The organism is Pseudomonas sp. o96-267, from assembly GCF_003935465.1.
GTDB classification, from domain to species: Bacteria; Pseudomonadota; Gammaproteobacteria; order Pseudomonadales; family Pseudomonadaceae; genus Aquipseudomonas; species Aquipseudomonas sediminis.
On record NZ_RHQP01000017.1, the window covers coordinates 78,276 to 102,829 of the forward strand.

15 protein-coding genes, 3 tRNA genes and 2 pseudogenes are annotated in these 24,554 nt (G+C 59.6%); 14 read left to right on the forward strand and 6 right to left on the reverse strand.

Translation table 11 applies throughout. From position 1 onward, the window contains the following. Nucleotides 1–50: 50 nt before the first annotated feature. From serC to ihfB, 7 genes are all read left to right on the forward strand, one after another. Nucleotides 51–1,136: a 3-phosphoserine/phosphohydroxythreonine transaminase gene (serC, locus tag EGJ86_RS13585; RefSeq protein WP_125835448.1), complete on the forward strand. Its 1,086-nt coding sequence runs from the start codon at nucleotides 51–53 to the stop codon at nucleotides 1,134–1,136. A 1-nt stretch (nucleotide 1,137) separates the two neighbouring features. Further along, nucleotides 1,138–2,232: a prephenate dehydratase gene (pheA, locus tag EGJ86_RS13590; protein WP_099525371.1), complete on the forward strand. Its 1,095-nt coding sequence runs from the start codon at nucleotides 1,138–1,140 to the stop codon at nucleotides 2,230–2,232. Nucleotides 2,233–2,329: 97 nt separating this feature from the next. Next, entirely contained in the window at nucleotides 2,330–3,439 is a 1,110-nt protein-coding gene (gene hisC / locus EGJ86_RS13595) for a histidinol-phosphate transaminase (RefSeq protein ID WP_125835449.1), read from the forward strand. Then, complete coding sequence (locus tag EGJ86_RS13600) at nucleotides 3,436–5,676, forward strand: bifunctional prephenate dehydrogenase/3-phosphoshikimate 1-carboxyvinyltransferase (RefSeq protein WP_125835450.1); 2,241 nt, start codon at nucleotides 3,436–3,438, stop codon at nucleotides 5,674–5,676. The genes hisC and EGJ86_RS13600 overlap by 4 nt, the downstream gene beginning before the upstream one ends. Beyond that, nucleotides 5,673–6,338, forward strand: coding sequence for a (d)CMP kinase (cmk, locus tag EGJ86_RS13605; RefSeq protein ID WP_125835451.1), 666 nt, complete (start codon nucleotides 5,673–5,675; stop codon nucleotides 6,336–6,338). Before EGJ86_RS13600 ends, cmk begins: the two co-directional genes overlap by 4 nt. A gap of 149 nt (nucleotides 6,339–6,487) precedes the next feature. Next, a complete protein-coding gene (rpsA, locus tag EGJ86_RS13610; RefSeq protein ID WP_099525375.1) occupies nucleotides 6,488–8,170 on the forward strand; it encodes a 30S ribosomal protein S1 in 1,683 nt (560 codons plus the stop codon). A 421-nt stretch (nucleotides 8,171–8,591) separates the two neighbouring features. Then, on the forward strand, nucleotides 8,592–8,876 hold the full coding sequence (gene ihfB, locus EGJ86_RS13615) for an integration host factor subunit beta (protein ID WP_003243558.1): 285 nt from the start codon (nucleotides 8,592–8,594) through the stop codon (nucleotides 8,874–8,876). A gap of 102 nt (nucleotides 8,877–8,978) precedes the next feature. Here ihfB and EGJ86_RS13620 read toward each other — a convergent pair. Further along, nucleotides 8,979–9,725, reverse strand: a pseudogene (locus EGJ86_RS13620) (transposase); the annotation flags it as partial. 9 nt (nucleotides 9,726–9,734) lie between these two features. Next, nucleotides 9,735–10,879, reverse strand: a pseudogene (locus tag EGJ86_RS13625) (IS3 family transposase). A 1,316-nt stretch (nucleotides 10,880–12,195) separates the two neighbouring features. Between EGJ86_RS13625 and EGJ86_RS13630 the strand changes: the two are divergent. Both EGJ86_RS13630 and EGJ86_RS13635 read left to right on the forward strand, forming a co-directional pair. Continuing rightward, nucleotides 12,196–14,202 carry a nucleoside-diphosphate sugar epimerase/dehydratase gene (locus tag EGJ86_RS13630; RefSeq protein WP_125835452.1) on the forward strand — a complete coding sequence of 669 codons (2,007 nt, stop codon included), beginning with the start codon at nucleotides 12,196–12,198 and terminating at the stop codon, nucleotides 14,200–14,202. Between the two features lie 80 nt (nucleotides 14,203–14,282). After that, nucleotides 14,283–14,606 (forward strand): helix-hairpin-helix domain-containing protein, encoded by a 324-nt coding sequence (locus tag EGJ86_RS13635; protein ID WP_125835453.1) that lies wholly within the window; start codon nucleotides 14,283–14,285, stop codon nucleotides 14,604–14,606. A 386-nt stretch (nucleotides 14,607–14,992) separates the two neighbouring features. Here EGJ86_RS13635 and EGJ86_RS13640 read toward each other — a convergent pair. Next, nucleotides 14,993–15,068: transfer RNA gene (locus EGJ86_RS13640), tRNA-Asn, on the reverse strand. Nucleotides 15,069–15,434: 366 nt separating this feature from the next. Next, nucleotides 15,435–16,631 carry an amino acid aminotransferase gene (locus EGJ86_RS13645; RefSeq protein WP_125835454.1) on the reverse strand — a complete coding sequence of 399 codons (1,197 nt, stop codon included), beginning with the start codon at nucleotides 16,629–16,631 and terminating at the stop codon, nucleotides 15,435–15,437. Between the two features lie 245 nt (nucleotides 16,632–16,876). On the opposite strand from EGJ86_RS13645, the gene uvrB reads away from it, so the two are divergent. After that, nucleotides 16,877–18,892, forward strand: a complete 2,016-nt coding sequence (uvrB, locus tag EGJ86_RS13650) for an excinuclease ABC subunit UvrB (RefSeq protein ID WP_125835455.1) — start codon at nucleotides 16,877–16,879, stop codon at nucleotides 18,890–18,892. A gap of 112 nt (nucleotides 18,893–19,004) precedes the next feature. On the opposite strand, the gene EGJ86_RS13655 is transcribed toward uvrB, so the two are convergent. Both EGJ86_RS13655 and EGJ86_RS13660 read right to left on the reverse strand, forming a co-directional pair. Further along, nucleotides 19,005–20,498: an MDR family MFS transporter gene (locus EGJ86_RS13655; RefSeq protein ID WP_177432836.1), complete on the reverse strand. Its 1,494-nt coding sequence runs from the start codon at nucleotides 20,496–20,498 to the stop codon at nucleotides 19,005–19,007. Between the two features lie 49 nt (nucleotides 20,499–20,547). Further along, nucleotides 20,548–21,597 (reverse strand): HlyD family secretion protein, encoded by a 1,050-nt coding sequence (locus EGJ86_RS13660; protein ID WP_125835457.1) that lies wholly within the window; start codon nucleotides 21,595–21,597, stop codon nucleotides 20,548–20,550. A 107-nt stretch (nucleotides 21,598–21,704) separates the two neighbouring features. On the opposite strand from EGJ86_RS13660, the gene EGJ86_RS13665 reads away from it, so the two are divergent. From EGJ86_RS13665 to EGJ86_RS13680, 4 genes are all read left to right on the forward strand, one after another. Further along, nucleotides 21,705–22,625 carry a LysR family transcriptional regulator gene (locus EGJ86_RS13665; RefSeq protein WP_013715110.1) on the forward strand — a complete coding sequence of 307 codons (921 nt, stop codon included), beginning with the start codon at nucleotides 21,705–21,707 and terminating at the stop codon, nucleotides 22,623–22,625. Nucleotides 22,626–22,659: 34 nt separating this feature from the next. Then, nucleotides 22,660–24,141, forward strand: a complete 1,482-nt coding sequence (gene gltX / locus EGJ86_RS13670; RefSeq protein ID WP_125835458.1) for a glutamate--tRNA ligase — start codon at nucleotides 22,660–22,662, stop codon at nucleotides 24,139–24,141. Between the two features lie 201 nt (nucleotides 24,142–24,342). Next, nucleotides 24,343–24,418, forward strand: a tRNA-Ala gene (locus tag EGJ86_RS13675). Between the two features lie 60 nt (nucleotides 24,419–24,478). After that, nucleotides 24,479–24,554: transfer RNA gene (locus EGJ86_RS13680), tRNA-Glu, on the forward strand.

The window sequence follows — 24,554 nt, forward strand, 5'->3', positions numbered from 1 at the left end:
GACATGCCATCGCCTGGTGGTGGCGTTCTGTGAATCTGAGAGAGACAGACGTGAGCAAGCGAGCTTTTAACTTCTGCGCCGGCCCGGCCGCGCTGCCGACCGCTGTACTGCAACGCGCCCAGGCCGAGATGCTCGACTGGCAAGGCAAGGGCCTCTCGGTGATGGAGATGAGCCATCGCAGCGACGAGTACGTGGCCATCGCCAGCCAGGCCGAGCAGGACCTGCGTGATCTGCTCGCTGTGCCCACCGACTACAAGGTACTGTTCCTGCAGGGTGGTGCCAGTCAGCAGTTCGCCGAGATTCCGCTGAATCTGCTGCCGGAAGACGGCGTGGCGGATTACGTCGAAACCGGCATCTGGTCGAAGAAAGCCATCGAAGAAGCGCGTCGTTACGGTGCCATCAACGTCGCCGCCAGTGCCAAGGCGCACGACTATTTCGCCATTCCCGGTCAGAACGACTGGCAGCTGTCGAAAGACGCTGCCTACGTGCATTACTGCAGCAACGAGACCATCGGTGGTCTGCAGTTCGACTGGGTGCCGCAGACCGGCGATACCCCGTTGGTCGCCGATATGTCCTCGGACATCCTCTCGCGTTCGCTGGATGTTTCGCAGTTCGGCCTGATCTACGCCGGTGCGCAGAAGAACATCGGCCCGAGCGGTCTGGTGGTGGTGATCGTCCGTGAAGACCTGCTCGGTCGCGCCCGTTCCAGCTGCCCGACCATGCTCGACTACAAGATTTCTGCCGATAACGGTTCGATGTACAACACCCCAGCGACCTATTCCTGGTACCTCTCCGGCCTGGTCTTCCAGTGGCTGAAGGAGCAGGGCGGCGTCGAGGCCATGGAGCGCATCAACCGCGCCAAGAAGGACCTGTTGTACAAAACCATCGATGACAGCGACTTCTATAGCAATCCCATCGCCCACAACGCGCGTTCCTGGATGAACGTGCCGTTCCGCCTGGCCGACGAGAAGCTGGATAAAGCCTTCCTGGCCGGCGCCGATGAGCGCGGCCTACTCAACCTCAAGGGCCATCGCTCGGTCGGTGGCATGCGTGCCTCCATCTACAACGCCGTTGGTATGGATGCGGTCGAGGCTCTGGTGGCCTATATGGCCGAGTTCGAGAAGGAGCACGCCTGATATGTCCGAGCAGGAGCTGCAAGCGCTGCGGGTACGCATCGACAACCTCGACGAGCGCATTCTCGAGCTGATCAGCGATCGCGCGCGCTGCGCTGAAGAAGTCGCCCGCGTGAAGATGAAGGAGCTGAAGGAAGGCGAATCGCCGGTCTTCTATCGTCCTGAGCGCGAGGCTCAGGTGCTCAAGCGCGTGATGGCGCGCAACCAGGGCCCGCTCGGCAACGAGGAAATGGCGCGGCTGTTCCGCGAGATCATGTCCTCCTGCCTGGCGTTGGAAAATCCGCTGAAAGTCGCCTACCTCGGCCCTGAAGGTACCTTCAGTCAGGCCGCAGCGATGAAGCACTTCGGTCATGCGGTGATCAGCGTGCCCATGGCTGCCATCGATGAAGTGTTCCGCGAAGTGGCTGCCGGTGCGGTCAACTTCGGCGTGGTGCCGGTGGAGAACTCCACCGAAGGCGCGATCAACCACACCCTCGATAGCTTCCTCGAGCATGACATGGTCATCTGTGGCGAGGTGGAGCTGCGCATTCACCACCACCTGCTGGTGGGCGAGACCACTCAGACCGACAAGATCACCCGCATCTATTCCCATGCCCAGTCGCTGGCGCAGTGCCGCAAGTGGCTGGACGCGCACTACCCGAACGTCGAGCGCGTGGCTGTTTCCAGCAACGCTGACGCGGCCAAGCGAGTGAAGAGCGAGTGGAACAGCGCGGCGATTGCCGGCGATATGGCGGCCAACCTGTATGGCCTGACCAAACTGGCGGAAAAGATCGAGGATCGCCCGGACAACTCCACGCGCTTTCTCATCATCGGCAGCCAGGAAGTGCCGCCGACCGGCGACGACAAGACCTCGATCATCGTCTCGATGCGCAACAAGCCGGGTGCGCTGCACGAGCTGCTGGTGCCGTTCCATAACAACGGTATCGACCTGACTCGCATCGAGACCCGCCCGTCGCGCAGCGGCAAGTGGACCTACGTGTTCTTCATCGATTTCGTCGGCCACCACCGCGATCCGTTGGTCAAGGGTGTGCTGGAGAAGCTCGCTCAGGAAGCGGTGGCGCTGAAGGTGCTGGGTTCTTATCCGAAGGCGGTACTGTAAACCGCGTCCCTGTAGGAGCGGCTTTAGCCGCGATGTTCGCGATTGAAGTTGCTCCTGCGAAGCCTGTGGCGCTCGGTCGAGACAATGAGGTTTTGTAATGAGTTGCGATTTTCTGACCCTGGCCCAGCCAGGGGTGCAAAAGCTGTCTCCGTACGTACCCGGCAAGCCGGTCGATGAGCTGGCCCGTGAGCTGGGTCTCGACCCGGCCGGTATCGTCAAGCTGGCCAGCAACGAAAACCCGCTCGGCCCCAGCACCAAAGTGCTGGCAGCGATTCGCGCCGAACTGGACGAGCTGACCCGCTACCCGGATGGCAATGGCTTCACCCTCAAGACTGCGCTGGCTGCCCGTTACGGTGTCGACGCTGCGCAGGTGACGCTGGGTAATGGCTCCAACGATATCCTTGAGCTGGTTGCTCGCGCCTACCTGGCGCCTGGCCTCAACGCCGTGTTCAGTGACTACGCTTTCGCGGTTTATCCCATTGCCACGCAGGCAGTCGGCGCACAGGGCAAGATCGTGCCGGCCAAGGATTACGGTCACGATTTGCAGGCCATGCTTGCCGCCATCGATGGCAATACTCGCGTCGTCTTCATCGCCAACCCCAACAACCCGACCGGTACCTGGTTTGGCCCGGACGCGCTGGAAACCTTCCTGGCCAAGGTGCCGGAGTCGGTGCTGGTGGTGCTGGACGAAGCCTATATCGAATACGCCGAAGGCGACGAGTTGCCGGACGGCCTTGATTACCTGGCGCGCTACCCGAACCTGCTGGTCTCGCGCACCTTCTCCAAGGCCTATGGCCTGGCCTCCCTGCGTGTTGGCTACGCCATCAGCTCGCCGGCCATTGCTGATGTGCTCAACCGCGTGCGTCAGCCGTTCAACGTTAACAGCCTCGCGCTGGCAGCTGCCTGCGCGGCGCTGAGCGATGCCGACTACCTGGCTGAAAGCCGTCGCCTAAACGATGCCGGCATGCAGCAGTTGGAAGAGGGGTTGCGGGCTCTGGGGCTGAGCTGGATTGCCTCCAAGGCCAACTTCATCGCCGTCGATTTTGGCCGCGACACAGCTGCGATCAACCAGGCGCTGCTGCGTGAAGGGGTGATCGTGCGACCGATGGCTGGTTACCGCATGCCGAATTTCCTGCGTGTCTCCATCGGCCTGCCGCAAGAGAACGCACGCTTCCTCGAGGCTTTGGCCAAGGTGCTGTCGGCGTGACTGTCACTGCAGTGCAATCGTTTACCCCTAAGATCGGCCGCCTGGTAGTGGTCGGTCTCGGCCTGATCGGTGGCTCCTTCGCCAAGGGCCTGCGTGAACGTGGTCTGTGCCGGGAAGTGGTGGGTGTCGATCTGGATGCAGAATCGCGTCGCTTGGCGGTACAGTTGGGCGTGGTCGATCGTTGTGAGAGCGATCTGGCCGCCGCCTGTCAGGGGGCCGAGGTCATTCAGTTGGCAGTGCCTATCCTGGCCATGGAGAAGGTGCTTGCTCAACTGGCTGCGCTGGATCTTGGCAACGCCGTGCTGACCGACGTCGGTAGCGCCAAGGGCAATGTCGTGCGCGCGGCGCGCCTGGCGTTTGCTGGAAAGGCAGTGCGTCTGGTGCCCGGCCATCCCATTGCGGGGTCCGAGCAGAGTGGGGTGGAGGCTGCCAACGCCGAGCTGTTCCGCCGTCACAAGGTCATTCTCACTCCGTGCGAATACAGTGATGAGGCCGCTCTGGCGCTGGTCGAAGGGCTATGGCGCGAGCTGGGGGCGGATGTCGAGGCGATGGAGGTCGAGCATCACGACCAGGTGCTTGCCGCCACCAGCCACCTGCCGCATCTGCTGGCCTTTACCCTGGTTGACTCGCTGGCCAAGCGCAGCGAGAACCTGGAAATTTTCCGCTATGCCGCTGGCGGTTTCCGCGACTTCACGCGGATCGCCGGCAGTGATCCGGTGATGTGGCACGATATCTTCCTTGCCAACCGCGAGGCCGTGCTGCGCACATTGGATACGTTTCGCGACGACCTCGACGCCTTGCGCGACGCGGTCGACGCTGGGGATGGGCATCAACTGCTGGGCGTGTTCACCCGCGCCCGCGTGGCCCGCGAACATTTCAGCAAAATTCTGGCCCGCAGGGCCTATGTGGACGCTATGCACTCGACCGATCTGATTTTCCTGGCAAAACCCGGTAGCAGCCTGTCCGGACGTATCCGCGTCCCCGGTGACAAGTCCATTTCGCACCGCTCGATCATGCTGGGTTCGCTGGCTGAAGGCACCACCGAGGTCGAAGGCTTCCTCGAAGGCGAAGATGCCCTGGCCACGTTGCAGGCGTTCCGCGACATGGGCGTGGTCATCGAAGGCCCGCACCACGGCCGCGTGACCATCCATGGCGTCGGCCTGCATGGTCTGAAAGCGCCGGCCGGCGCGCTGTACATGGGGAACTCCGGTACTTCCATGCGCCTGCTCTCCGGCCTGCTGGCTGCGCAGCCGTTCGATACCACGCTGACCGGTGACGCTTCGCTGTCCAAGCGCCCGATGAATCGCGTGGCCAAGCCGCTGCGTGAGATGGGCGCGGTGATCGAGACTGGCCCGGAAGGTCGTCCGCCGCTGACCATCAAGGGTGGCCAGCGCCTCACCGGCATGGCCTACGAAATGCCCATGGCCAGCGCCCAGGTCAAATCCTGCCTGCTGCTGGCTGGCTTGTACGCTGCGGGGAGCACCTCGGTGACCGAGCCGGCGCCGACCCGTGATCACACCGAGCGTATGCTGCGCGGTTTCGGCTACCCGGTCAGCGTCGAGGGCAGCACCGCCAGCGTCGAGTCCGGCCACAAGCTGAGCGCCACGCGCATCGAAGTGCCGGCGGATATTTCCTCGGCTGCTTTCTTCCTGGTCGCTGCCAGCATCGCTGAGGGCTCCGAGCTGGTGCTGGAGCACGTCGGCATCAACCCGACCCGCACCGGCGTGATCGACATTCTCAAGCTGATGGGCGGTGACATCACCCTGGAAAACCAGCGTGAAGTTGGCGGCGAACCGGTGGCGGACATTCGCGTGCGTGCAGCCAAGCTGAAAGGCATCGATATCCCGGAAGACCTGGTACCGCTGGCCATCGATGAATTCCCGGTACTGTTCGTCGCTGCCGCCTGTGCCGAAGGTCGCACCGTGTTGCGCGGTGCCGAAGAGCTGCGGGTGAAAGAATCCGACCGTATCCAGGTCATGGCCGACGGCCTGATCTCGCTGGGCGTCAAGGCTGAGCCGACCCCTGACGGTATCATCATCGACGGCGGCGCCATTGGCGGTGGTGAAGTCTGGGCGCATGGCGATCACCGCATTGCCATGTCCTTCAGCGTCGCTTCGCTGCGTGCCAGTGCACCAATCCGTATCCACGACTGCGCCAACGTCGCCACGTCCTTCCCCAACTTCCTCGCCCTGGCAGCTGAAGTCGGTATCAATGTGGTCGTAGAGGGCAACGCATGAGCGCGCCGGTAATCACGGTCGACGGGCCGAGCGGGTCGGGCAAGGGCACGCTCTGTTCACTGCTGGCCAAGCAGCTGGGCTGGAATCTGCTCGACTCTGGTGCGCTGTATCGCTTGCTGGCCTTTGCTGCCGGTAACCATGGTATCGATCTGACCAACGAAGAGTCGCTCAAGCAGCTGGCCGCGCATCTGGATGTACAGTTCATCGACAAGCGCATCATCCTCGAAGGCGAGGAGGTGACCGACGCCATCCGTAATGAACAGGTTGGTGCGGGTGCTTCGATGGTCGCCTCGCTGCCTGCCGTGCGCGAAGCACTGCTGCAGCGTCAGCGCGCATTTCAGGAGATGCCGGGCCTGGTGGCCGATGGCCGCGACATGGGCACCGTGGTGTTCGCCGAGGCGCCGCTGAAGATTTTCCTGACCGCCAGCGCCGAGGAGCGTGCCCGTCGCCGCTACTTGCAGTTGAAGGCCAAAGGCGATGATGTTAATCTCGCGAGTCTTCTCGACGAGATACGGGCGCGCGACGAGCGCGATACCCAGCGCGCGGTGGCTCCGCTCAAGCCGGCAGCCGACGCAATCGTGCTGGATTCCACCGAACTTTCCATCGAGCAAGTGCTTGAACGAATTCTGAGCGAGGTCGCCGATCGCGATCTCGCCGGGTAAGGGCTCTCGGTTGCTTTAAATCGAAGGGTCCGCAAGGAGGCATACGGGAGACCAGTCCTTGTCCCGTAGGCCTCTTTTCATATGAACGAACCCACATGGTCTGGAGTGTGGTTTGGGCGAATCCCCGCCCTTGATCAACAGGAATCAACATGAGCGAAAGCTTTGCAGAACTATTTGAAGAAAGCCTGAAATCCCTCGACATGCAGCCGGGCGCCATCATCACCGGTATCGTGGTCGACATCGACGGTGACTGGGTTACCGTTCACGCAGGTCTGAAGTCCGAGGGCGTCATCCCGCTCGACCAGTTCTTCAACGAACAAGGCGAGCTGACCATCAAGGTCGGTGACGAAGTCCACGTCGCGCTGGACGCGGTTGAAGATGGCTTCGGTGAAACCAAGCTGTCCCGCGAAAAAGCCAAGCGCGCTGAATCCTGGCTGGTTCTGGAAGCTGCGTTCAACGCTGAAGAAGTGGTCAAGGGCGTTATCAACGGTAAGGTCAAAGGCGGCTTCACTGTTGACGTCAACGGCATCCGCGCGTTCCTGCCGGGTTCCCTGGTTGACGTCCGTCCGGTGCGTGATACCACTCACCTGGAAGGCAAAGAGCTGGAATTCAAGGTCATCAAACTGGACCAGAAGCGCAACAACGTTGTCGTTTCCCGTCGCAGCGTCCTGGAAGCCGAGAACAGCGCCGAGCGCGAAGCTCTGCTGGAATCCCTGCAGGAAGGCCAGCAAGTCAAAGGTATCGTCAAGAACCTCACCGACTACGGTGCGTTCGTTGACCTGGGCGGCGTAGATGGCCTGCTGCACATCACCGACATGGCTTGGAAGCGCATCAAGCACCCGTCCGAGATCGTCAACGTTGGCGACGAGATCGACGTCAAGGTTCTGAAGTACGATCGCGAGCGTAACCGCGTATCCCTGGGCCTGAAGCAACTGGGCGAAGACCCATGGGTTGCCATCAAAGCTCGTTACCCGGAAAACACCCGCGTTGTTGCCCGCGTCACCAACCTCACCGACTACGGCTGCTTCGCCGAGCTGGAAGAGGGCGTGGAAGGCCTGGTGCACGTTTCCGAAATGGACTGGACCAACAAGAACATCCACCCGTCGAAAGTCGTTAACGTCGGCGACGAAGTGGAAGTCATGGTTCTGGACATCGACGAAGAGCGTCGTCGTATCTCCCTGGGTATCAAGCAGTGCAAGACCAACCCGTGGGAAGACTTCTCCGGTCAGTTCAACAAGGGTGACAAAATCTCCGGCACCATCAAGTCGATCACCGATTTCGGTATCTTCATTGGTCTGGACGGCGGCATCGACGGCCTGGTTCACCTGTCCGACATCTCCTGGAACGAAGCTGGCGAAGAAGCCGTGCGTCGCTTCAAGAAGGGCGACGAGCTGGAAACCGTCATCCTGTCGGTTGATCCGGAGCGCGAGCGTATCTCCCTGGGCATCAAGCAACTGGAAGACGATCCGTTCAGCAACTACGTCTCCATCAACGACAAGGGCACCATCGTCCGTGGCGTTGTGAAAGAAGTAGACGCCAAGGGCGCCATCATCGACCTGGGCAACGAGATCGAAGCTACTCTGAAAGCCTCCGAAATCAGCCGTGACCGCGTTGAAGACGCGCGCAACGTTCTGAAAGAAGGCGACGAAGTAGAAGCCAAGATCATCAGCGTCGACCGCAAGTCCCGCGTCATCAGCCTGTCCGTCAAGTCGAAAGACGTTGAAGACGAGAAAGACGCGATGAAGGAACTGCGTAACAAGCAAGACGTTGAAAGCACCGGCCCGACCACCATTGGTGATCTGCTCCGTGCTCAAATGGAAAAACAGAACTAAGTTCGGTTAATCCATCCAGAAAAAGGGCGGCCCTCGGGTCGCCCTTTTTCGTTTCTACATCCCGTAGGGTGTGCCGCGCGCACCAGGCGATGTGTAGTCCTGCCAAGCGCAGTGCGTCCCCACAGCAATCGGCATGCTCGCGCTGTAGGTTGAGAGGAGCACTGCTCGCGAAGCCTTGTACCTGTCGTTGATTAGTGGGTGCGCGGATTCGCTTTGGTGTGGCCATCCAGGGCGGGTCTTGCCCCAGTCCCGGGTTCGGCAAACCGTTTTATGTCCCTGCTGTAAGCCTCTTGTGTGTCGCGTGGCGCGGTTCTGCCTCAGATTGCGCTAACACCTTGTTTTTTAGGCTGTTCAAAAGATGACCCGCGTGCTACAACCAAACCGTCGAGTCTTCTAGCCGCTTGAAAAAGAAGGGAAAACCATGACCAAGTCGGAGTTGATCGAAAGAATTGTCACTCATCAAGGTCAGCTGTCCTCCAAGGATGTCGAGTTGGCCATCAAGACCATGCTGGAGCAAATGTCCCAGGCACTGGCCACCGGAGATCGCATCGAAATTCGCGGCTTTGGCAGCTTCTCGCTGCACTACCGCGCACCGCGCGTTGGGCGTAACCCGAAAACCGGCCAGTCGGTGCGTCTGGACGGCAAGTTCGTGCCGCATTTCAAGCCGGGTAAAGAGCTGCGTGATCGGGTGAATGAAGACGAGTAGATGTTCTGGCAAAGCTGTAGAGATGTCGGCGCTAATTTTGCGTCATGCTGGATCGTCTAGTCCTGAAATAGGCTAATACCGTTTTAGCTAGATTTGCGGTACCTATAAAATCCGGTGCACTGCATCGGGCGTTCTGTATTCCAAAGCCAGGTGCGGTCGCTCCGTCTTGTAGATCCCGGCGGCCTCGCTAAGCAGCGCTCTGGCTTGCTGCAAATCGGCTGCGCAGCAGTTCGTTCTTCAAAATGCCATTCACCCGCCCCGTCTGTGAGTTCTGATAGCAATCGTGGCCTCGGTCACTGAGCACTACGATCTATGTTGCCTTTGCAGTGCCTGATAAAGTGCAGAGCAATACTGAGTTCCGCGATCACTATGATGGATCAGCGCTTGGTTACTCCATCTTCCTCGTAGTGCTTGCCGAAAGGCGACCGTCACAGATTCGGCATGCAAGCCCTTGTGGGCGTGATGGCCAATGATCTTTCGTGAGTAGGCGTCGGTGACCAAGTTCAAGTATCGAGTGCTATTTCGGGCCGGTAAGTAGGTTATATCTGCCACCCAGACATGTTCGGGCCTTATCGCCGTAATTTGATCGGATCCAGGCTTGAGCCGATGCGGATGCCGATAAAGCCGATGAAATTTCTATGTGGTCTTGTGATGCGCGCGCTTGGGCAGTCCCAATAGGCGGTCTTCGGCCAAGATCTTATAACTGGTCGCATTCGACCTTCAGGCTGTCGTTGGACTGGCGGTGCAAAAGGTAATTGAACTTGCGCGTACTGACCCTTGGCTGGCGAAGCCTTAAACGCTGGGCACGCCCTGCTTAGCGCGTTGATCAGCCGCACGGTTGTGCTTGTAGGGGGGGGGCTACCCCATTTCGACGGACGGTTTGAAAAGGGCTGAAAACTTCAGGTCTTGCCGGGCGACTCTACGACGTATTTGTGGGTTATGAAGCCACTCGATGTAGTCGAATAAATCCGCCCGCGCTTCATCACGAGTCCGATACCACTGATGGGCAACGCGCTCCCGTTTGAACTGACCGAAGAAGCCTCCACAAGCAGCATTGTCGCCCAATGCCCGACGGCGATCATACTGTAATCCGGTGTGTTGCGATTCAGAAAACGCTGGTATTCAGCGCTGGTAAATTGGCTACCGCGATCCGAATGCAGGATCTCCGACCAGTCACCCTGACGCTACCAGATCGCCACCTTTAACGCTCGAATCGCCATCTTCCGATCCTGACGATGATGCATCGACCAGCCAATCACCAGCTTGCTGTAGAAGTCGAGCGTCACGCATAGGAAGAGCTTATCTTCCAGTGTGGCTATTTCCGTAATGTCCGTGACCCACTTGCGCTCTGGTTCCTGCGCGGTTAAATCGTGCTCCAGCGCCTGCTGGACGGTGGTTGGCGACTCTTCCAACATCACGCCTCTTCCGGCGTGGCCAGCCTTGAATTCGCTCGGCGGCCGTCAGGCGAGCAACGTGGTTCAGGCTGACGGTTTCGCCTTCGTCGAGCAGATCCTCGTGCATCCGTGACGCTCCGATCACGCCACGGCTGTCCTCGTGAATCTCCGGAATGCGTCTCACCAGGCATGCATTCTCTTGAGTACGTGAGCTTGGCTCGCAATTCTGCCAGGCGTAACAGCCACTGGCAGAAACCTTCAGGCAGCGGAACATCAGGGGCGTACCGGGTACTCGCTACGGCAGCGCTGGACCCGCGTGTGCCGCTCGATGATTCTTTGTCAAAGTACGCTGCCGCGTCTATTGAAAAATCACGTTCCTTGGTTACTCGGGCCAACTCGCGTTTGAGGCGGGCAGCTCCTCATCCCGCGGCCTTCCCGTTCCAGGAAAGGCTTTCTCTGTAGCAGGTTGCGCCTCCCGAGCCCAACGTGTGAGCAGGTTGGGAGCAACACCAATCTTTAGGGTCACCTGTCGGCAGCTCGCCCCTGAACGACGAATCAGTTCAATGGTTCCCGCTTGAGTTCGGAGCTGTATTTCTTGCGCTTGCACATGAGCGCTCCTTCAGCTCGGTGTGAGCATACTCGAAAGTGCCCGTGCTAACGTGGTAGAGCCCAACCTATTCTGCTGATCGATATGAAAGTTTTTGGGGAGGGGCAGGGTAGAACTCTTTCCAATTTATCGTTTGATAGTGAATCCGTGATTAGCGTACTTAATTTTTTCGCTGCTGGGGCTGATAGTTGGTTTTCGCTGTTGGTTCTGCTGACCATTGTTAGTCTGTTCGATACTGTGTCGCCCCCCCCCAGGTGCGGGTTGGTGTCATTAGAAGCCTTTCAATTTATGAAATTCCGCGCCATGAAGGTGTATACCGTCTAGGCTCCCACCTTAGCTAGTAACGCACCCACTATCCGTTGAAGCATTTCCCGCGAACGACTAAGCTCGGCGAGTGGCTTCAACTGTGGGGCGTACTTAGGAGATGTGCTTGGTTGGACGTCGTCCTGGTCAGTTCAATCGTCAGGAACTGACTGCTGAGAGGGTAGGTGTAGTATCTATGAGGCTCGCCCTGGTGTTACTGGCTTAGCCCAAGTAAGTGGCATTAATGTTTCGATTCCAAAACCTTTGGCTGAAATTGATCTGATATATTTTTAACTTTTCCGGAAAAGCCTTTGGGGATTGTATAAAGGACTGATTTGAGTACCGTCTGCAGGTGTGCTGCTTGGCTCGAAGTAGTTATTAAATTTGGAACGTAGGATTGGCCTTTGAACGGCATATTGGGTTGCGGGTGTGTGTAGATTCGCTATGGCTAGGGTCGTTTTTGCCCTTTTGCTTGCCGGTTGCGGCCGACTGCTGACGATACCAAGCGGCCGCTGGTCTGGCGAGTACCGCCCATGCATAAGCAGAGCACTGGTTTGGCTGCAATGCGGGCTAAGATGGCATCAAGGATCATTGGCGAAGCGCCATTGAAATCCCGTTTGGCTTTGCGGCGGGCCAGGGTGCAAGCTGAGCGGCTTTGGACCTTGCATTCACGCGCAAGGGTAATGTAAGTGGAGGGTAATCTGTTTGTGTGCTGGCCACGCTGGATTGCGCCCGAAAGGGGGCAATTGGCTGGTTGTTTCGTGGTAGATTATGTGCATCAACAGGATGTAACGATACCGGCACGACTGTGCTGACTGCACTGGGCAGGTGAGGATCACGGCGCTAAATCGCATTTTATCTTAAGTGGGAAGCTTTCCGGTTAATTGTCACCTTACTACTCGTTCTTCGCGAGTTCTTTGTTTTTCGTCATCGCGTGACGGAGTCATTTCATATGTGCGTGAGGCTACGTTGATTGCAGTCCAGCTGCGGTTTTCAACGGATATGAGGTTTTTTGATGTTAAAGTCGGCCGACTGGTTGCGTTCTCGTTTGATTGCTTTACCTCGCCGTTATAAGCGAGTGCTGCAGGTCGCAACAGATATTCTCCTAATATGGCTGGCCCTATGGCTGGCCTTTCTTGTGCGCTTGGGTGATTTAAACGAGATTCAGCCTTTGGGCGGGCATGCTTGGCTTTTCGCGTTAGCACCAATAATTACCATACCTATTTTTGTCCGCCAGGGGATGTACCGCGCAGTTATGCGTTACTTTGGTAACGACGCGCTAAAAGGCATTTTCAAAGCGGTATCGTTGTCGGCATTGATGTTGGCTCTGGCAGTTTATTGGTATCGCGACGCTACGCTGATAATTCCTCGCTCGATGGTCCTCAACTACTGGTGGCTGAGCATTACTTTTATTGGCGGTTTGCGCTTGTTGATGCGCCACTACTTTATGGGTGACTGGTTCTCGGGCGATCATCCTTATCAGCTTCAGGCGAAAGACTCTGGTTTGCCTCGTGTTGCCATTTATGGCGCTGGTGCTGCGGGCAACCAGTTATTAGCTGCGTTGCGCATGGGGCGCTCCATGCGCCCAGTCGCATTTGTCGATGATGATTCAAGCATCGCTAATCGTGTTATCGCTGGTTTGCGGGTATATAAACCGAAGCATTTGCAGCAGATGATCGATGAGGCGGGGGTTCAAGAGATTTTGTTGGCTGTGCCCTCTGCCTCGCGTGCGCGGCGTCGCGAGATTCTAAAGTTGCTGGAGGAATACCCTCTACATGTACGTAGCGTTCCAGGCTTTATGGATCTGGCAAGTGGGCGCGTGACGGTCGATGAGATTCAGGAAGTTGATATTGCTGATTTATTGGGGCGGGATCCGGTGCCCCCGCAGAAGGCGTTGTTCGAGCGCTGTATTCGTAGTCAGGTTGTCATGGTGACCGGCGCGGGTGGCTCGATTGGCTCCGAGCTGTGCCGGCAGATTCTGGCCAATTCTCCTCGCACTTTGATTTTGTTCGAGCACAGTGAGTTCAATCTCTACAGCATTCATGCGGAGCTTTCGCGGCGCATCAAACGTGAGGCTTTGAGTATTCAGATGATCCCGATTCTCGGCTCCATTCGCAATGCCAAGCGGCTGGAGGAAGTACTCCGTGGCTGGGAGGTGGATACGGTTTATCATGCAGCCGCTTACAAGCACGTGCCGATGGTGGAACACAATGTGGCTGAGGGGGTGCTCAATAATGTCTTTGGTACCTTGCACGCGGCGCAGGCTGCCTTGAAAGCTGGCGTTGAGCATTTTGTGCTGATCTCTACGGATAAGGCCGTGCGACCAACCAATGTGATGGGTAGCACCAAGCGTTTGGCTGAAATGGTGCTACAGGCATTGAGTCGTGAGCAGGCGCCAGTACTTTTCGGTAAGGGCGAGGCTCTCCATCAGGTCAACAAGACCCGATTCACAATGGTTCGCTTTGGTAATGTGCTTGGATCGTCAGGTTCGGTCATTCCCCTGTTCCATGCGCAAATCCGACGGGGTGGGCCTGTAACGGTTACACATCCCAATATTACGCGGTACTTCATGACTATCCCCGAGGCTGCTCAGTTAGTCATTCAGGCCGGCTCAATGGGAGAGGGTGGGGATGTCTTCGTGTTGGACATGGGGTCGCCGGTAAAGATCGCCGAGCTGGCCGAGAAAATGATCCATCTCAGTGGTTTGAGCGTTCGCTCCTCTGATAACCCTCAGGGAGATATCGCCATCGAGTTCAGCGGGCTCAGGCCGGGTGAGAAACTCTATGAGGAGTTACTTATTGGCGACAACGTCAGCCCAACTGAGCACCCAATGATTATGCGGGCCAACGAAGAGATGTTGCCCTGGGCGGAATATAAGCAAATTCTCCTGGCGCTTCATGATGCCGTTGCGCGTGAGGATTACGAACGTGTGCGGCAATTGCTGCGGCAGGTAGTGTCCGGTTATCGGCCAGAAGGGGAAATTGTCGATTGGCTTTATCTGCAAAAACGCACGGATATTTGACAGTCTGTTGTTAGCATCTATGTTGATAAGGGGAGGCTAGACGCCTTCCTCAAGGATCAACTTACGTAAGGATGCATATCATGCTTAAAGTCCGTCTTTCTTCTGTGTTGTTCGCTGTTCTGGCTTCCTTCTCTCTGGCTGCCGCCGCGGCTGAAACCCCAAAAACCGAAAGCGCCAAACCGGCTGCCGCGCAAGTGGCGCAGGTTGCCGTGGTCAATCTCAATACCGCCGATGCTGCAACGCTGCAGAGTGAGTTGGTGGGGATTGGTGCTACCAAGGCGCAGGCGATTGTGGCTTATCGGGAAGAACACGGTAATTTCGCCTCGGTCGATGAGTTGCTGGAGGTGAAAGGTATCGGCGAGGCGACGCTGGAGAAGAACCGCGACAAGTTGAGTGTTAACTGACGCCTGGCGGCGTTGTAGTCTGGGCCGGTCTTTTGACCGGCCTTTTTCGTTTTTGTAGGGGAGGGTGCTGGGCTACGCGATTTGCGTTTTGTAGGAGCCCCGCCTCGGGGCGAGGCTTTGTTCTTTCGATTCGCCGCGGGGCTCCTACAGGTGCGATGCTCTCCTGCAGGGAGATGAATGGCCTGGGACATGATCCCTGGTAATAAAAAGCCCAGCACGAGGCTGGGCTTTTGAATTTGGCTCCGCGACCTGGACTCGACAGCGAAGCTGAACGCGCTTCAGCGCGGCCCCGAAGGGGTGAGCGAAGCGAATAACTTGGGACGCAGTCCCTGGTGAGAGTTGCGCAGGCAATAAAAAACCCAGCGGTTAGGCTGGGTTCTTAAATTTGGCTCCGCGACCTGGACTCGAACCAGGGACCCAATGATTAACAGTCATTTGCTCTACCGACTGAGCTATCGCGGAACAACGACGCGTATGTTACTGATTAAAAAAGAGAAGTCAACCTTTTGGGTGTCTGTCGTTCTGCTGGTGTTTCCTTGGTATGGCTTCACCAATTTTGGGTGATGGCGTTTTGACGTCTGTCCTTCTTTTTGTGATAGATTTCACAAAAAAGGAGCGTGGCAAATGGCAGGAAGTCGTAAGCGGTTTTACGCATTGTGTTGCATGTACTTGTTGATTCTGTCGTACGCAATGCTGTCGGTGAAAGGGATAGGCATCAGGTTGCCGTGGTAGCGCGAGCCTGCAATGATAGTCGCCGAGTTTTGTCTCTACGCTCTGCCTAAACAAGAACGCCGGCTTATGGGCCGGCGTTTTTGTCTATCGCAGAGGCTAAAGCACGGCGTGGATCGCGCGGGTGACGCTGTCCAGGTTGCCGTTGTTCAGCGCGGCGACGCAGATACGGCCGGTGCCGACGGCGTAGATGCCGAACTCTTCCTTCAGGCGTTCCACTTGCTCCACGGTGAGGCCGGAGTAGGAGAACATGCCCCGCTGCTCGGCGACGAAGCCGAAGTCGCGCTTGGCGCCCAATGCGGACAGTTGTTCGACCATGGCCAGGCGCATGCTGCGGATGCGGTCGCGCATTTCGCCCAGTTCGGCTTCCCACATGGCACGCAGTTCCGGGCTGTTGAGCACGCTGGCGACCACGGTAGCGCCGTGGGTAGGTGGGTTGGAGTAGTTGGTACGGATCACGCGTTTGAGCTGCGACAGGACGCGAGTCGACTCTTCACGGCTGCTGGTGACCAGAGACAGGGCGCCGACGCGCTCGCCGTAGAGCGAGAACGATTTGGAGAAGGAGCTGGATACGAAGAACTCCAGGCCCGACTCGGCGAACAGGCGCACGGCTTCGGCGTCCTGGTCGATGCCGTCACCGAAGCCCTGGTAGGCGATGTCGAGGAAGGGCACGTGCTCGCGCTCGCGCAGCACGTCCAGCACGGCCTTCCAGTCTTCCAATTGCAGGTCGACGCCGGTCGGGTTGTGGCAGCAGGCGTGCAGCACGACGATGGAACGGGCCGGCAGGTTACGCAGGTCTTCGAGCATGCCGCCGCGGTTCACGCCGTTGCTGAACGGGTCGTAGTAGCGGTAATTCTGCACCGGGAAACCGGCCGATTCGAACAGGGCGCGGTGGTTCTCCCAGCTCGGGTCGCTTATGGCGACGGTGGCGTCCGGCAGCAGGCGCTTGAGGAAGTCGGCGCCGATCTTCAGTGCGCCGGTACCGCCCAGGGCTTGCGTGGTGATCACACGGCCGGCTTCGATCAGCGCAGCGCCTTTGCCGAACAGCAGTTCCTGCACGGCCTTGTCGTAGGCGGCGATGCCTTCGATCGGCAGGTAGCCGCGCGGAGCATGCGCCTCGATACGCGCTTTTTCGGCTTCTGCGACGGCGCGCAGCAGCGGAATTCGCCCCTCCTCGTTGTAGTAGACGCCCACGCCAAGGTTGACCTTGGTGGTGCGGGTGTCCGCGTTGAATGCTTCGTTGAGGCCCAGGATGGGATCGCGCGGAGCCATTTCGACGGCAGAGAAGAGACTCATGATGGGTGCGACAACTCGAGTGAGGGGTGGGTGGCCAGGCGTCCCCGACAAAAGCGCTAGGGGGCGCGTAAACGGGGCGTTAGTATAACGACCCTGAATCCAGGGGGCGACAGCGCAAAGCCCTGAATTAAGGCCTTTTGCCAGGTAATTCGACTCTACCTGGAACTATCGCTGAATCGCCCTGCAATTCATGGCTTTTGACGCAGTCCGAAAGGATGCGTCACAGCCATTTGTCGAGGTACTGCATGTCCGAGTTTCAGTTGGTGACCCGCTTCAAACCTGCCGGCGATCAGCCCGAGGCGATCCGGCAGATGGTCGAGGGGCTGGAGGCCGGTCTGTCGCACCAGACCCTGCTGGGCGTAACCGGCTCGGGCAAGACCTTTTCCATCGCCAACGTGATTGCTCAGGTGCAGCGCCCGACCCTGGTGCTGGCACCGAACAAGACCCTGGCCGCGCAGCTCTACGGCGAGTTCAAGGCGTTCTTCCCGAACAACTCGGTGGAGTACTTCGTCTCCTACTACGACTACTACCAGCCGGAAGCCTATGTGCCGTCGTCCGATACCTTCATCGAGAAGGATGCCTCGATCAACGACCATATCGAGCAGATGCGTCTGTCGGCGACCAAGGCGCTGATCGAGCGCAAGGATGTGATCGTGGTCTGCACCGTGTCGTCGATCTACGGCTTGGGCAGCCCCGAGGAGTACCTGAAAATGGTGCTGCACCTCGATCGCGGCGACAAGATGGACCAGCGCGCGCTGTTGCGCCGCCTGGCCGAGCTGCAATACACCCGCAACGACATGGATTTTGCCCGTGCGACTTTCCGCGTGCGCGGCGATGTGATCGACGTCTTTCCGGCGGAGTCGGATCTTGAAGCCATCCGTGTCGAGCTGTTCGATGACGAGGTGGAGAGCATCAGCGCCTTCGATCCGCTGACCGGCGAGGTGATCCAGAAGCTGCCGCGCTTTACCTTCTACCCCAAGAGCCACTACGTCACCCCGCGAGAAACCTTGCTGGAGGCGGTTGAGCACATCAAGGTCGAGCTGCAGCAGCGTCTGGAGTACCTGCGCGGGGCGAACAAGCTGGTGGAGGCGCAGCGCCTGGAGCAGCGCACCCGCTTCGACCTGGAGATGATCCTGGAGCTGGGCTACTGCAACGGCATCGAAAACTACTCGCGCTACCTGTCGGGCCGTCCGTCTGGCGCGCCGCCACCCACTCTCTATGACTACCTGCCGGACGAAGCGCTGCTGGTGATCGACGAGTCCCACGTTTCGGTGCCGCAGGTTGGCGCGATGTACAAGGGCGATCGCTCACGCAAGGAAACGCTGGTGGAGTACGGTTTCCGTCTGCCTTCGGCGCTGGACAACCGACCGATGCGTTTCGAGGAGTGGGAGGCGGCCAGCCCGCAGACCATCTTCGTTTCCGCCACGCCTGGGCCTTACGAGGGTGAGCATGCCGGGCGTGTGGTGGAGCAGTTGGTGCGACCGACAGGCCTGGTCGACCCGCAGATCGAGGTGCGCCCGGCGCGCACTCAGGTCGATGATCTGCTCTCGGAGATCCGTTTGCGCGTGGCGGCGGGTGATCGTGTGCTGGTCACCACGCTGACCAAGCGCATGGCCGAGGACTTGACCGATTACCTGGGTGATCACGACGTCAAGGTGCGTTACCTGCACTCGGACATCGATACCGTTGAGCGGGTGGAGATCATTCGCGACCTGCGCCTGGGCGCCTTCGACGTGCTGGTGGGTATCAACCTGCTGCGCGAGGGTCTGGACATGCCCGAGGTGTCGCTGGTGGCGATCCTCGATGCGGACAAGGAAGGCTTCCTGCGCAGCGAGCGCTCGCTGATCCAGACCATCGGCCGTGCGGCGCGCAACCTTAATGGTAGGGCGATTCTCTACGCCGATAACATGACCGGCTCGATGCAGCGTGCCATCGGCGAGACCGAGCGGCGTCGTGCCAAGCAGATCGCCTTCAACGAAGCCAACGGCATCGTGCCCAAGGGCGTGCAGAAGGACGTCAAGGACATCCTCGAAGGCGCCGTGGTGCCCGGTGCGCGAAGTAACAAGCGCAAGGGCATGGCCAAGGCGGCGGAGGAGAGCGCACGCTACGAGAACGAGCTGCGTTCGCCGAGCGAGATCACCAAGCGTATTCGTCAGCTGGAAGAGAAGATGTACGCCCTGGCGCGCGATCTGGAGTTTGAGGCCGCCGCGCAGTTACGTGATGAGATTCAGAAGCTGCGGGATCGGTTGTTGCAGGTTTGATGTTGCCGCGTGGCGCGGGGGCGCCGGTGTAGGAGCCCCGCCCTGGGGCGAAGCTTTTGGTTTTACGGTGTTCTCTCGATTCGCCGCGGGGCGCGGCTCCCACACAGTAGGGTCAGTGAGCCGCGCCACCGCCTGCCATGTTCTGCGGCAGCTTTCGTGTCAGCAGGATCGCCAGCATGCTCACGCCCAGGGCGATGCCGATGAAGTGGAAGGCGTCGTTGTAGGCCATGATGATCGCTTGCTCATGCACGATCTGGCTGAGCTTGGCCAGCGCTGCCTGTTCGCTGCCCAATGTCTGCGTCAGCAGGTGCAGGCGTTCTTCGACCTGCGGGTTGGTCGGCACGATGGACTCGCGCAGGTAGTCGAAATAGACCTTGGCGCGGGCATCCAGCAGGGTGGCGAGCAGGGCGATGCCGATGGCTCCGCCAAGGTTGCGCAGGATGTTGAACAGGCTGGAGGCCGAGCCGGCATCCTGCGGCAGGATGTAGGCGGTGGCGATCAGCGAAACCGTGACCATTACCAGCGGCTGGCCAAGTGCGCGGACGATCTGGATGTGCTGGAACTGCTCGCCTGCGAAGTCCGGGTTGAGCACGCCGGAGAAGAAACTCGCCGCGCCGAACAGGGCGAAGCCCAGGGCGCACAGCCATTTCGGCGAGATGATCTTCATCAGCTTGGGCACCAGCGGGATCAGAAACAGCTGCGGCACGCCCATCCACATGATCACTTCGCCGATCTGCAAGGCGTTGTACCCCTGGATCTGCGCCAGATACAGCGGCAGCACATAGATCGATCCATATAGCCCGACACCGAGTCCCAGGCTGGAAATACTGGCCAGGCCGAAGTTGCGTTCGCGCAGCACGCCCAGGTTGATCAGCGGGTTGGGCCGGGATATCTGCAGGATGACGAACAGGATCAGGCTGACCAGCGCCACGCTGCCCAGGCCGACGATCAGTTGCGATTCCAGCCAGTCCTTGCGGTGGCCTTCTTCGAGAAACACCTGCAGACAGCCCAGGCCCAGACCTAGGGTGGCGATCCCGGCGTAGTCGGTGGTCTTCAGTAGTTCCCAGTGCGGCGCTTTCTTTTCCAGGCCATAGAGCAGGCCGGCGATCATGATCAGGCCGGGCGGCACATTGATGTAGAAGATGTATTCCCAACCCCAATTCTCGGTCAGCCAGCCGCCCAGCGTCGGGCCGATGGAGGGGGCGAAGGTGGCGGTAATGGCGAACAGGGCCATGCCCTTGGCGCGGTGGTGCTCGGGGAGCTTGATCAGTGTCATGGTGAACGCCAGCGGGATCAGTGCGCCGCCAGTGAACCCCTGCAGGGCGCGGAACACGATCATGCTCTCCAGGCTCCAGGCCAGGGAGCACAGCAGCGAGGCGATCAGAAAGCCCACTGACACCCACACAGCCAGGCGCCGCGCCGAGAGCAGCTGCACCAGCCAGGCGGTGAGCGGGATCATGATGATCTCGGCTACCAGATAGGACGTGGAAATCCACGAGCCTTCCTCAAGCGTGGCGGACAGCGCGCCTTGGATGTCCTTGAGCGAGGAGTTGGTGATCTGGATATCCAGCACCGCCATGAAAGCGCCGAGCATGGTGCTCATCACCGCGATCCAGTCGCGGCGGCTGGGTTCCGCTGTGGGGCGGACCAGTGCATCACCCGCCATGGCTGTCGTCGCTGCGCAGATCCACGGTGACCTCTACCGACATGCCGGGGCGGATCAGCCCGCGCAACGGGTTGTCAGCGGCGAAGGTCAGCTTGACCGGAATGCGCTGCACCACCTTGGTGAAGTTGCCGGTGGCGTTGTCTGGTGGCAGCAGGCTGAACTGCGCGCCGGAGGCGGCGAACAGGCTGTCGATGCGGCCTTCGATGGGCGTGTCCGGGTAGCTGTCGAACAACAGTTCGGCTTTCTGCCCTGGGCGCATGCGGCCGATCTGGGTTTCCTTGAAGTTGGCCTGGATCCAGATGTCCTGATCCGGCACCAGCGACAGTAGATAGGTGCCGCTTTGCACCACCTGGCCTTCACGCGCCGAGCGCTGGCCGACCATGCCGCTGATTGGCGCGTGAATCTGTGTGCGCGAGAGATTGAGGTCGGCCTGTTCCAGGTCGGCCTGTGCGGAAAGAATCAGTGCATCCAGGCGCTTGAGCTCGGCTTCCAGGCTGGAAACCTGCTGACGCTGCGCCTGCAGATCGGCCTGAGCCTTGGCCACTTGCGAACGGGCCACACGGTTGTCGGCGGCCAGGGTGGTGACCCGCTCTTCGGAGACATAGCCCGGCTTGCGCAGGGTCTGGGCGCGGCCGAGGTCGAGCCTGGAGCGATCCAGCGTGGCCTGGCTGGCGGCGACATCGGCCTGGCTGGCGGCGATCAAGCTGGCCTGCTGGTCGAGTTTGCTCTGCGCCTGGGCGCGCTCGGCCTGGTGGGTTTCCAGGGCTGCGAGGGCGCGCTGGCGAGTCAGGCGGAAATCGGCGTCTTCCAGCACGGCCAGCAACTGACCGGCTTCCACGTGCTGGTTGTCGCGTACCAACACCTTTTCGATGCGTGCATTCAGCTGGCTCGAGACGCGGGTGATCTCGCCCTGTACGTAGGCGTTGTCAGTGCTCTCGTGGTAGCGGCCAACCAGGAGCCACTGGGCGAGCAGGGCGCCGACGATGAGGGCCAGGACGATTGCGAAGACGAGAAGGCGACGTTGCAGTTTGGCAGGCATGCTTGAGGCTCGGGATGCGGCAAAGAAATGTAAGTAAATTTAACAGTGTTCCCTTTGCGCTAGTAGACTCTAGGCTTGGCATGCTTTGTTGCTTATGAGGAACAATCATGGGGCTTGATGACGCACTGATCTTTACCCGAGTGGTGGAATGCCACAGCTTTACCCAGGCCGCGACCAGCATGGGCATGCAGAAGTCGACGGTTAGTCGGCGCATCGCGCTGCTCGAAGAGCGTCTCGGTGTCCGCCTGCTCAATCGCACCACGCGCAAGTTGCGTTTGACCGAGGTGGGGCAGGCCTATTACGAGCGTTGCCGGCAGATCATGCTCGACTTCGCCGAAGCCGAGCAGGCGGTGATGCAACTGCAGCGCGAGCCCTCCGGGCTATTGCGCATCACGTCCCCGATTGAATTCGGCCAGCTCTTTCTCGGGCGAGTGCTGGGCGAGTTCATGCGCCAATACCCGCAGATCGATGCCGAGGTGGAGCTGACGTCGCGCTCCGTCGACCCATTGGAGGAGGGCGTGGACATCGCCATTCAGGTCGGTCAGCCGCAGGATTCCACCTTGATTGCGCGCAAACTGTTCGAAAGCGGCCGGCGTCTGTGTGCGAGCCCTGCCTATCTGGCTGCGCACGGTACACCGCGCAGCGTCGCCGAACTGGAGGGACATCGGGCTATCCTCCTGCAGCACGATGCGCCGCGCTACTGGCCGCTGCTGGGCGAGCACCTGCCCTGCCAGAGAGTGATGACCTGCAACAACATTACCTTCGCTCGTGAGGCGACCCTGGCCGGCGCGGGCATCTCCGGGCTGCCGGTGATGATCAGCGAAGAGGCTGTGCGCAGCGGGCGTTTGGTCGAGCTACTGCCCGAGGCGCGCTTGCCGGTGGGCGAGGTCTATGCCATCTATCCGTCGCGGCGTTTCCAGGCAATGAAGGTCAAGACCTTCCTCGACTTTCTCATCGCCAGCTTGCCCATCACCCGGGGCGGCCTGCTGGAGCCTGGGGCCGTCGGCCTGCTAACATCGCCCGCTTGATTCAAAACCTCGTGTCTTCCTTCCGAGAGCATTCATGACCACCGTTCGTACCCGTATCGCGCCATCGCCGACCGGCGACCCCCATGTCGGCACCGCCTACATCGCACTGTTCAACCTGTGCTTCGCTCGCCAGCACGGCGGTCAGTTCATTCTGCGTATCGAAGACACCGACCAGTTGCGTTCGACCCGCGAGTCCGAGCAGCAGATCTTCGACGCCCTGCGCTGGCTGGGTATCGAATGGGACGAAGGCCCGGATGTCGGCGGCCCGCATGGCCCGTACCGGCAGAGCGAGCGCGGCGAGATCTACAAGAAGTATTCGGACGAACTGGTCGCCAAGGGTCATGCCTTCCCGTGCTTCTGCTCCGCCGAGCGCCTCGATGAAGTGCGCGCGCAGCAGATGGCCAACAAAGAAACTCCGCGTTACGACGGTCACTGCATGCGCCTCGAGCCGGCCGAGGCGCAGCGCCGCATCGCCGCAGGCGAGTCGCACGTGGTGCGCATGAAGGTGCCGAGCGAAGGCGTCTGCGTGGTGCCGGATATGCTGCGTGGCAATGTCGAGATCCCGTGGGATCGCATGGATATGCAGGTGCTGATGAAGGCCGATGGCCTGCCGACCTACTTCCTGGCCAACGTGGTCGACGATCATCTGATGGGCATCACCCACGTGCTGCGTGGCGAGGAATGGCTGCCGTCCGCGCCCAAGCTGATCAAGCTGTACGAATACTTCGGTTGGGAACAGCCGGCGCTGTGCTACATGCCGCTGCTGCGCAATCCGGACAAGAGCAAGCTGTCCAAGCGCAAGAACCCCACCAGCATCACCTTCTACGAGCGTATGGGTTACCTGCCGCAGGCCATGCTCAACTACCTGGGGCGCATGGGCTGGTCGATGCCGGACGAGCGCGAGAAGTTCTCCCTGGCCGAGATGATCGAGCACTTCGACATCAACCGCGTGTCGCTGGGCGGGCCGATCTTCGATCTGGAGAAGCTGTCCTGGCTCAACGGCCAGTGGCTGCGTGAACTGCCGGTGGAAACCTTCGCCGCCGAAGTGCAGAAGTGGGCCCTGAACCCCGAATACCTGATGAAGATCGCGCCGCACGTGCAGGGCCGGGTGGAGACCTTCAGCCAGATCGCGCCGCTGGCCGGTTTCTTCTTCTCCGGCGGTCTGAGCCTGGATGCCAAGCTGTTCGAGCACAAGAAGCTGTCGCCTGATCAGGTGCGTCAGTTGATGCAGCTGATTCTGTGGAAGCTCGAGTCGCTGCGCCAGTGGGAAAAGGATCGCATCACCGGCTGCATTCAGGCTGTGGTCGAGCATCTTGAACTGAAGCTGCGTGACGCCATGCCGCTGATGTTCGCGGCGATCACTGGTCAGGCCAGCTCGGTATCGGTGCTCGATGCCATGGAAATCCTCGGCCCGGACCTGACTCGTTTCCGTCTGCGCCAGGCGCTGGAGCTGCTCGGCGGCACCTCGAAGAAAGAGGCCAAGGAGTGGGAGAAGTTGCTGGCGAGCATCGCTTGATGCTTTCGTAGGGTGCGCCGTGCGCACCGACTTGACCGTGGTTGTATGCGGTGCGCATAGCGCACCCTACGATTTAGGTCGGCGGTTGATTCTCGGTTTGGCTCTAAGTAATTGTTCTATTGGCAAAAACTTTGGGCTGGCCGGAAAAATGTTGTTGACAGCCAATCGGGGCGCTCTTAACATGCGCCCCGTCCTCGAGATGGGGCTATAGCTCAGCTGGGAGAGCGCTTGCATGGCATGCAAGAGGTCAACGGTTCGATCCCGTTTAGCTCCACCAATCTCGACTCCTTTGGGAGTGCCAGAATCGATGTGAATCGGTTCGCGATTAGGGTCTTGCGTCCCCTTCGTCTAGTGGCCTAGGACACCGCCCTTTCACGGCGGTAACAGGGGTTCGAGTCCCCTAGGGGACGCCA

Bases quoted from the DNA above. Each gene is read 5' to 3' on its own strand.
- pheA (WP_099525371.1), top strand. From the start codon at position 1,138: ATGTCCGAGCAGGAGCTGCAAGCGCTGCGGGTACGCATCGACAACCTC.
- hisC (WP_125835449.1), top strand. From the start codon at position 2,330: ATGAGTTGCGATTTTCTGACCCTGGCCCAGCCAGGGGTGCAAAAGCTG.
- cmk (WP_125835451.1), top strand. From the start codon at position 5,673: ATGAGCGCGCCGGTAATCACGGTCGACGGGCCGAGCGGGTCGGGCAAG.
- rpsA (WP_099525375.1), top strand. From the start codon at position 6,488: ATGAGCGAAAGCTTTGCAGAACTATTTGAAGAAAGCCTGAAATCCCTC.
- ihfB (WP_003243558.1), top strand. From the start codon at position 8,592: ATGACCAAGTCGGAGTTGATCGAAAGAATTGTCACTCATCAAGGTCAG.
- EGJ86_RS13630 (WP_125835452.1), top strand. From the start codon at position 12,196: ATGTTAAAGTCGGCCGACTGGTTGCGTTCTCGTTTGATTGCTTTACCT.
- EGJ86_RS13635 (WP_125835453.1), top strand. From the start codon at position 14,283: ATGCTTAAAGTCCGTCTTTCTTCTGTGTTGTTCGCTGTTCTGGCTTCC.
- EGJ86_RS13645 (WP_125835454.1), bottom strand. From the start codon at position 16,631: ATGAGTCTCTTCTCTGCCGTCGAAATGGCTCCGCGCGATCCCATCCTG.
- uvrB (WP_125835455.1), top strand. From the start codon at position 16,877: ATGTCCGAGTTTCAGTTGGTGACCCGCTTCAAACCTGCCGGCGATCAG.
- EGJ86_RS13660 (WP_125835457.1), bottom strand. From the start codon at position 21,597: ATGCCTGCCAAACTGCAACGTCGCCTTCTCGTCTTCGCAATCGTCCTG.
- EGJ86_RS13665 (WP_013715110.1), top strand. From the start codon at position 21,705: ATGGGGCTTGATGACGCACTGATCTTTACCCGAGTGGTGGAATGCCAC.
- gltX (WP_125835458.1), top strand. From the start codon at position 22,660: ATGACCACCGTTCGTACCCGTATCGCGCCATCGCCGACCGGCGACCCC.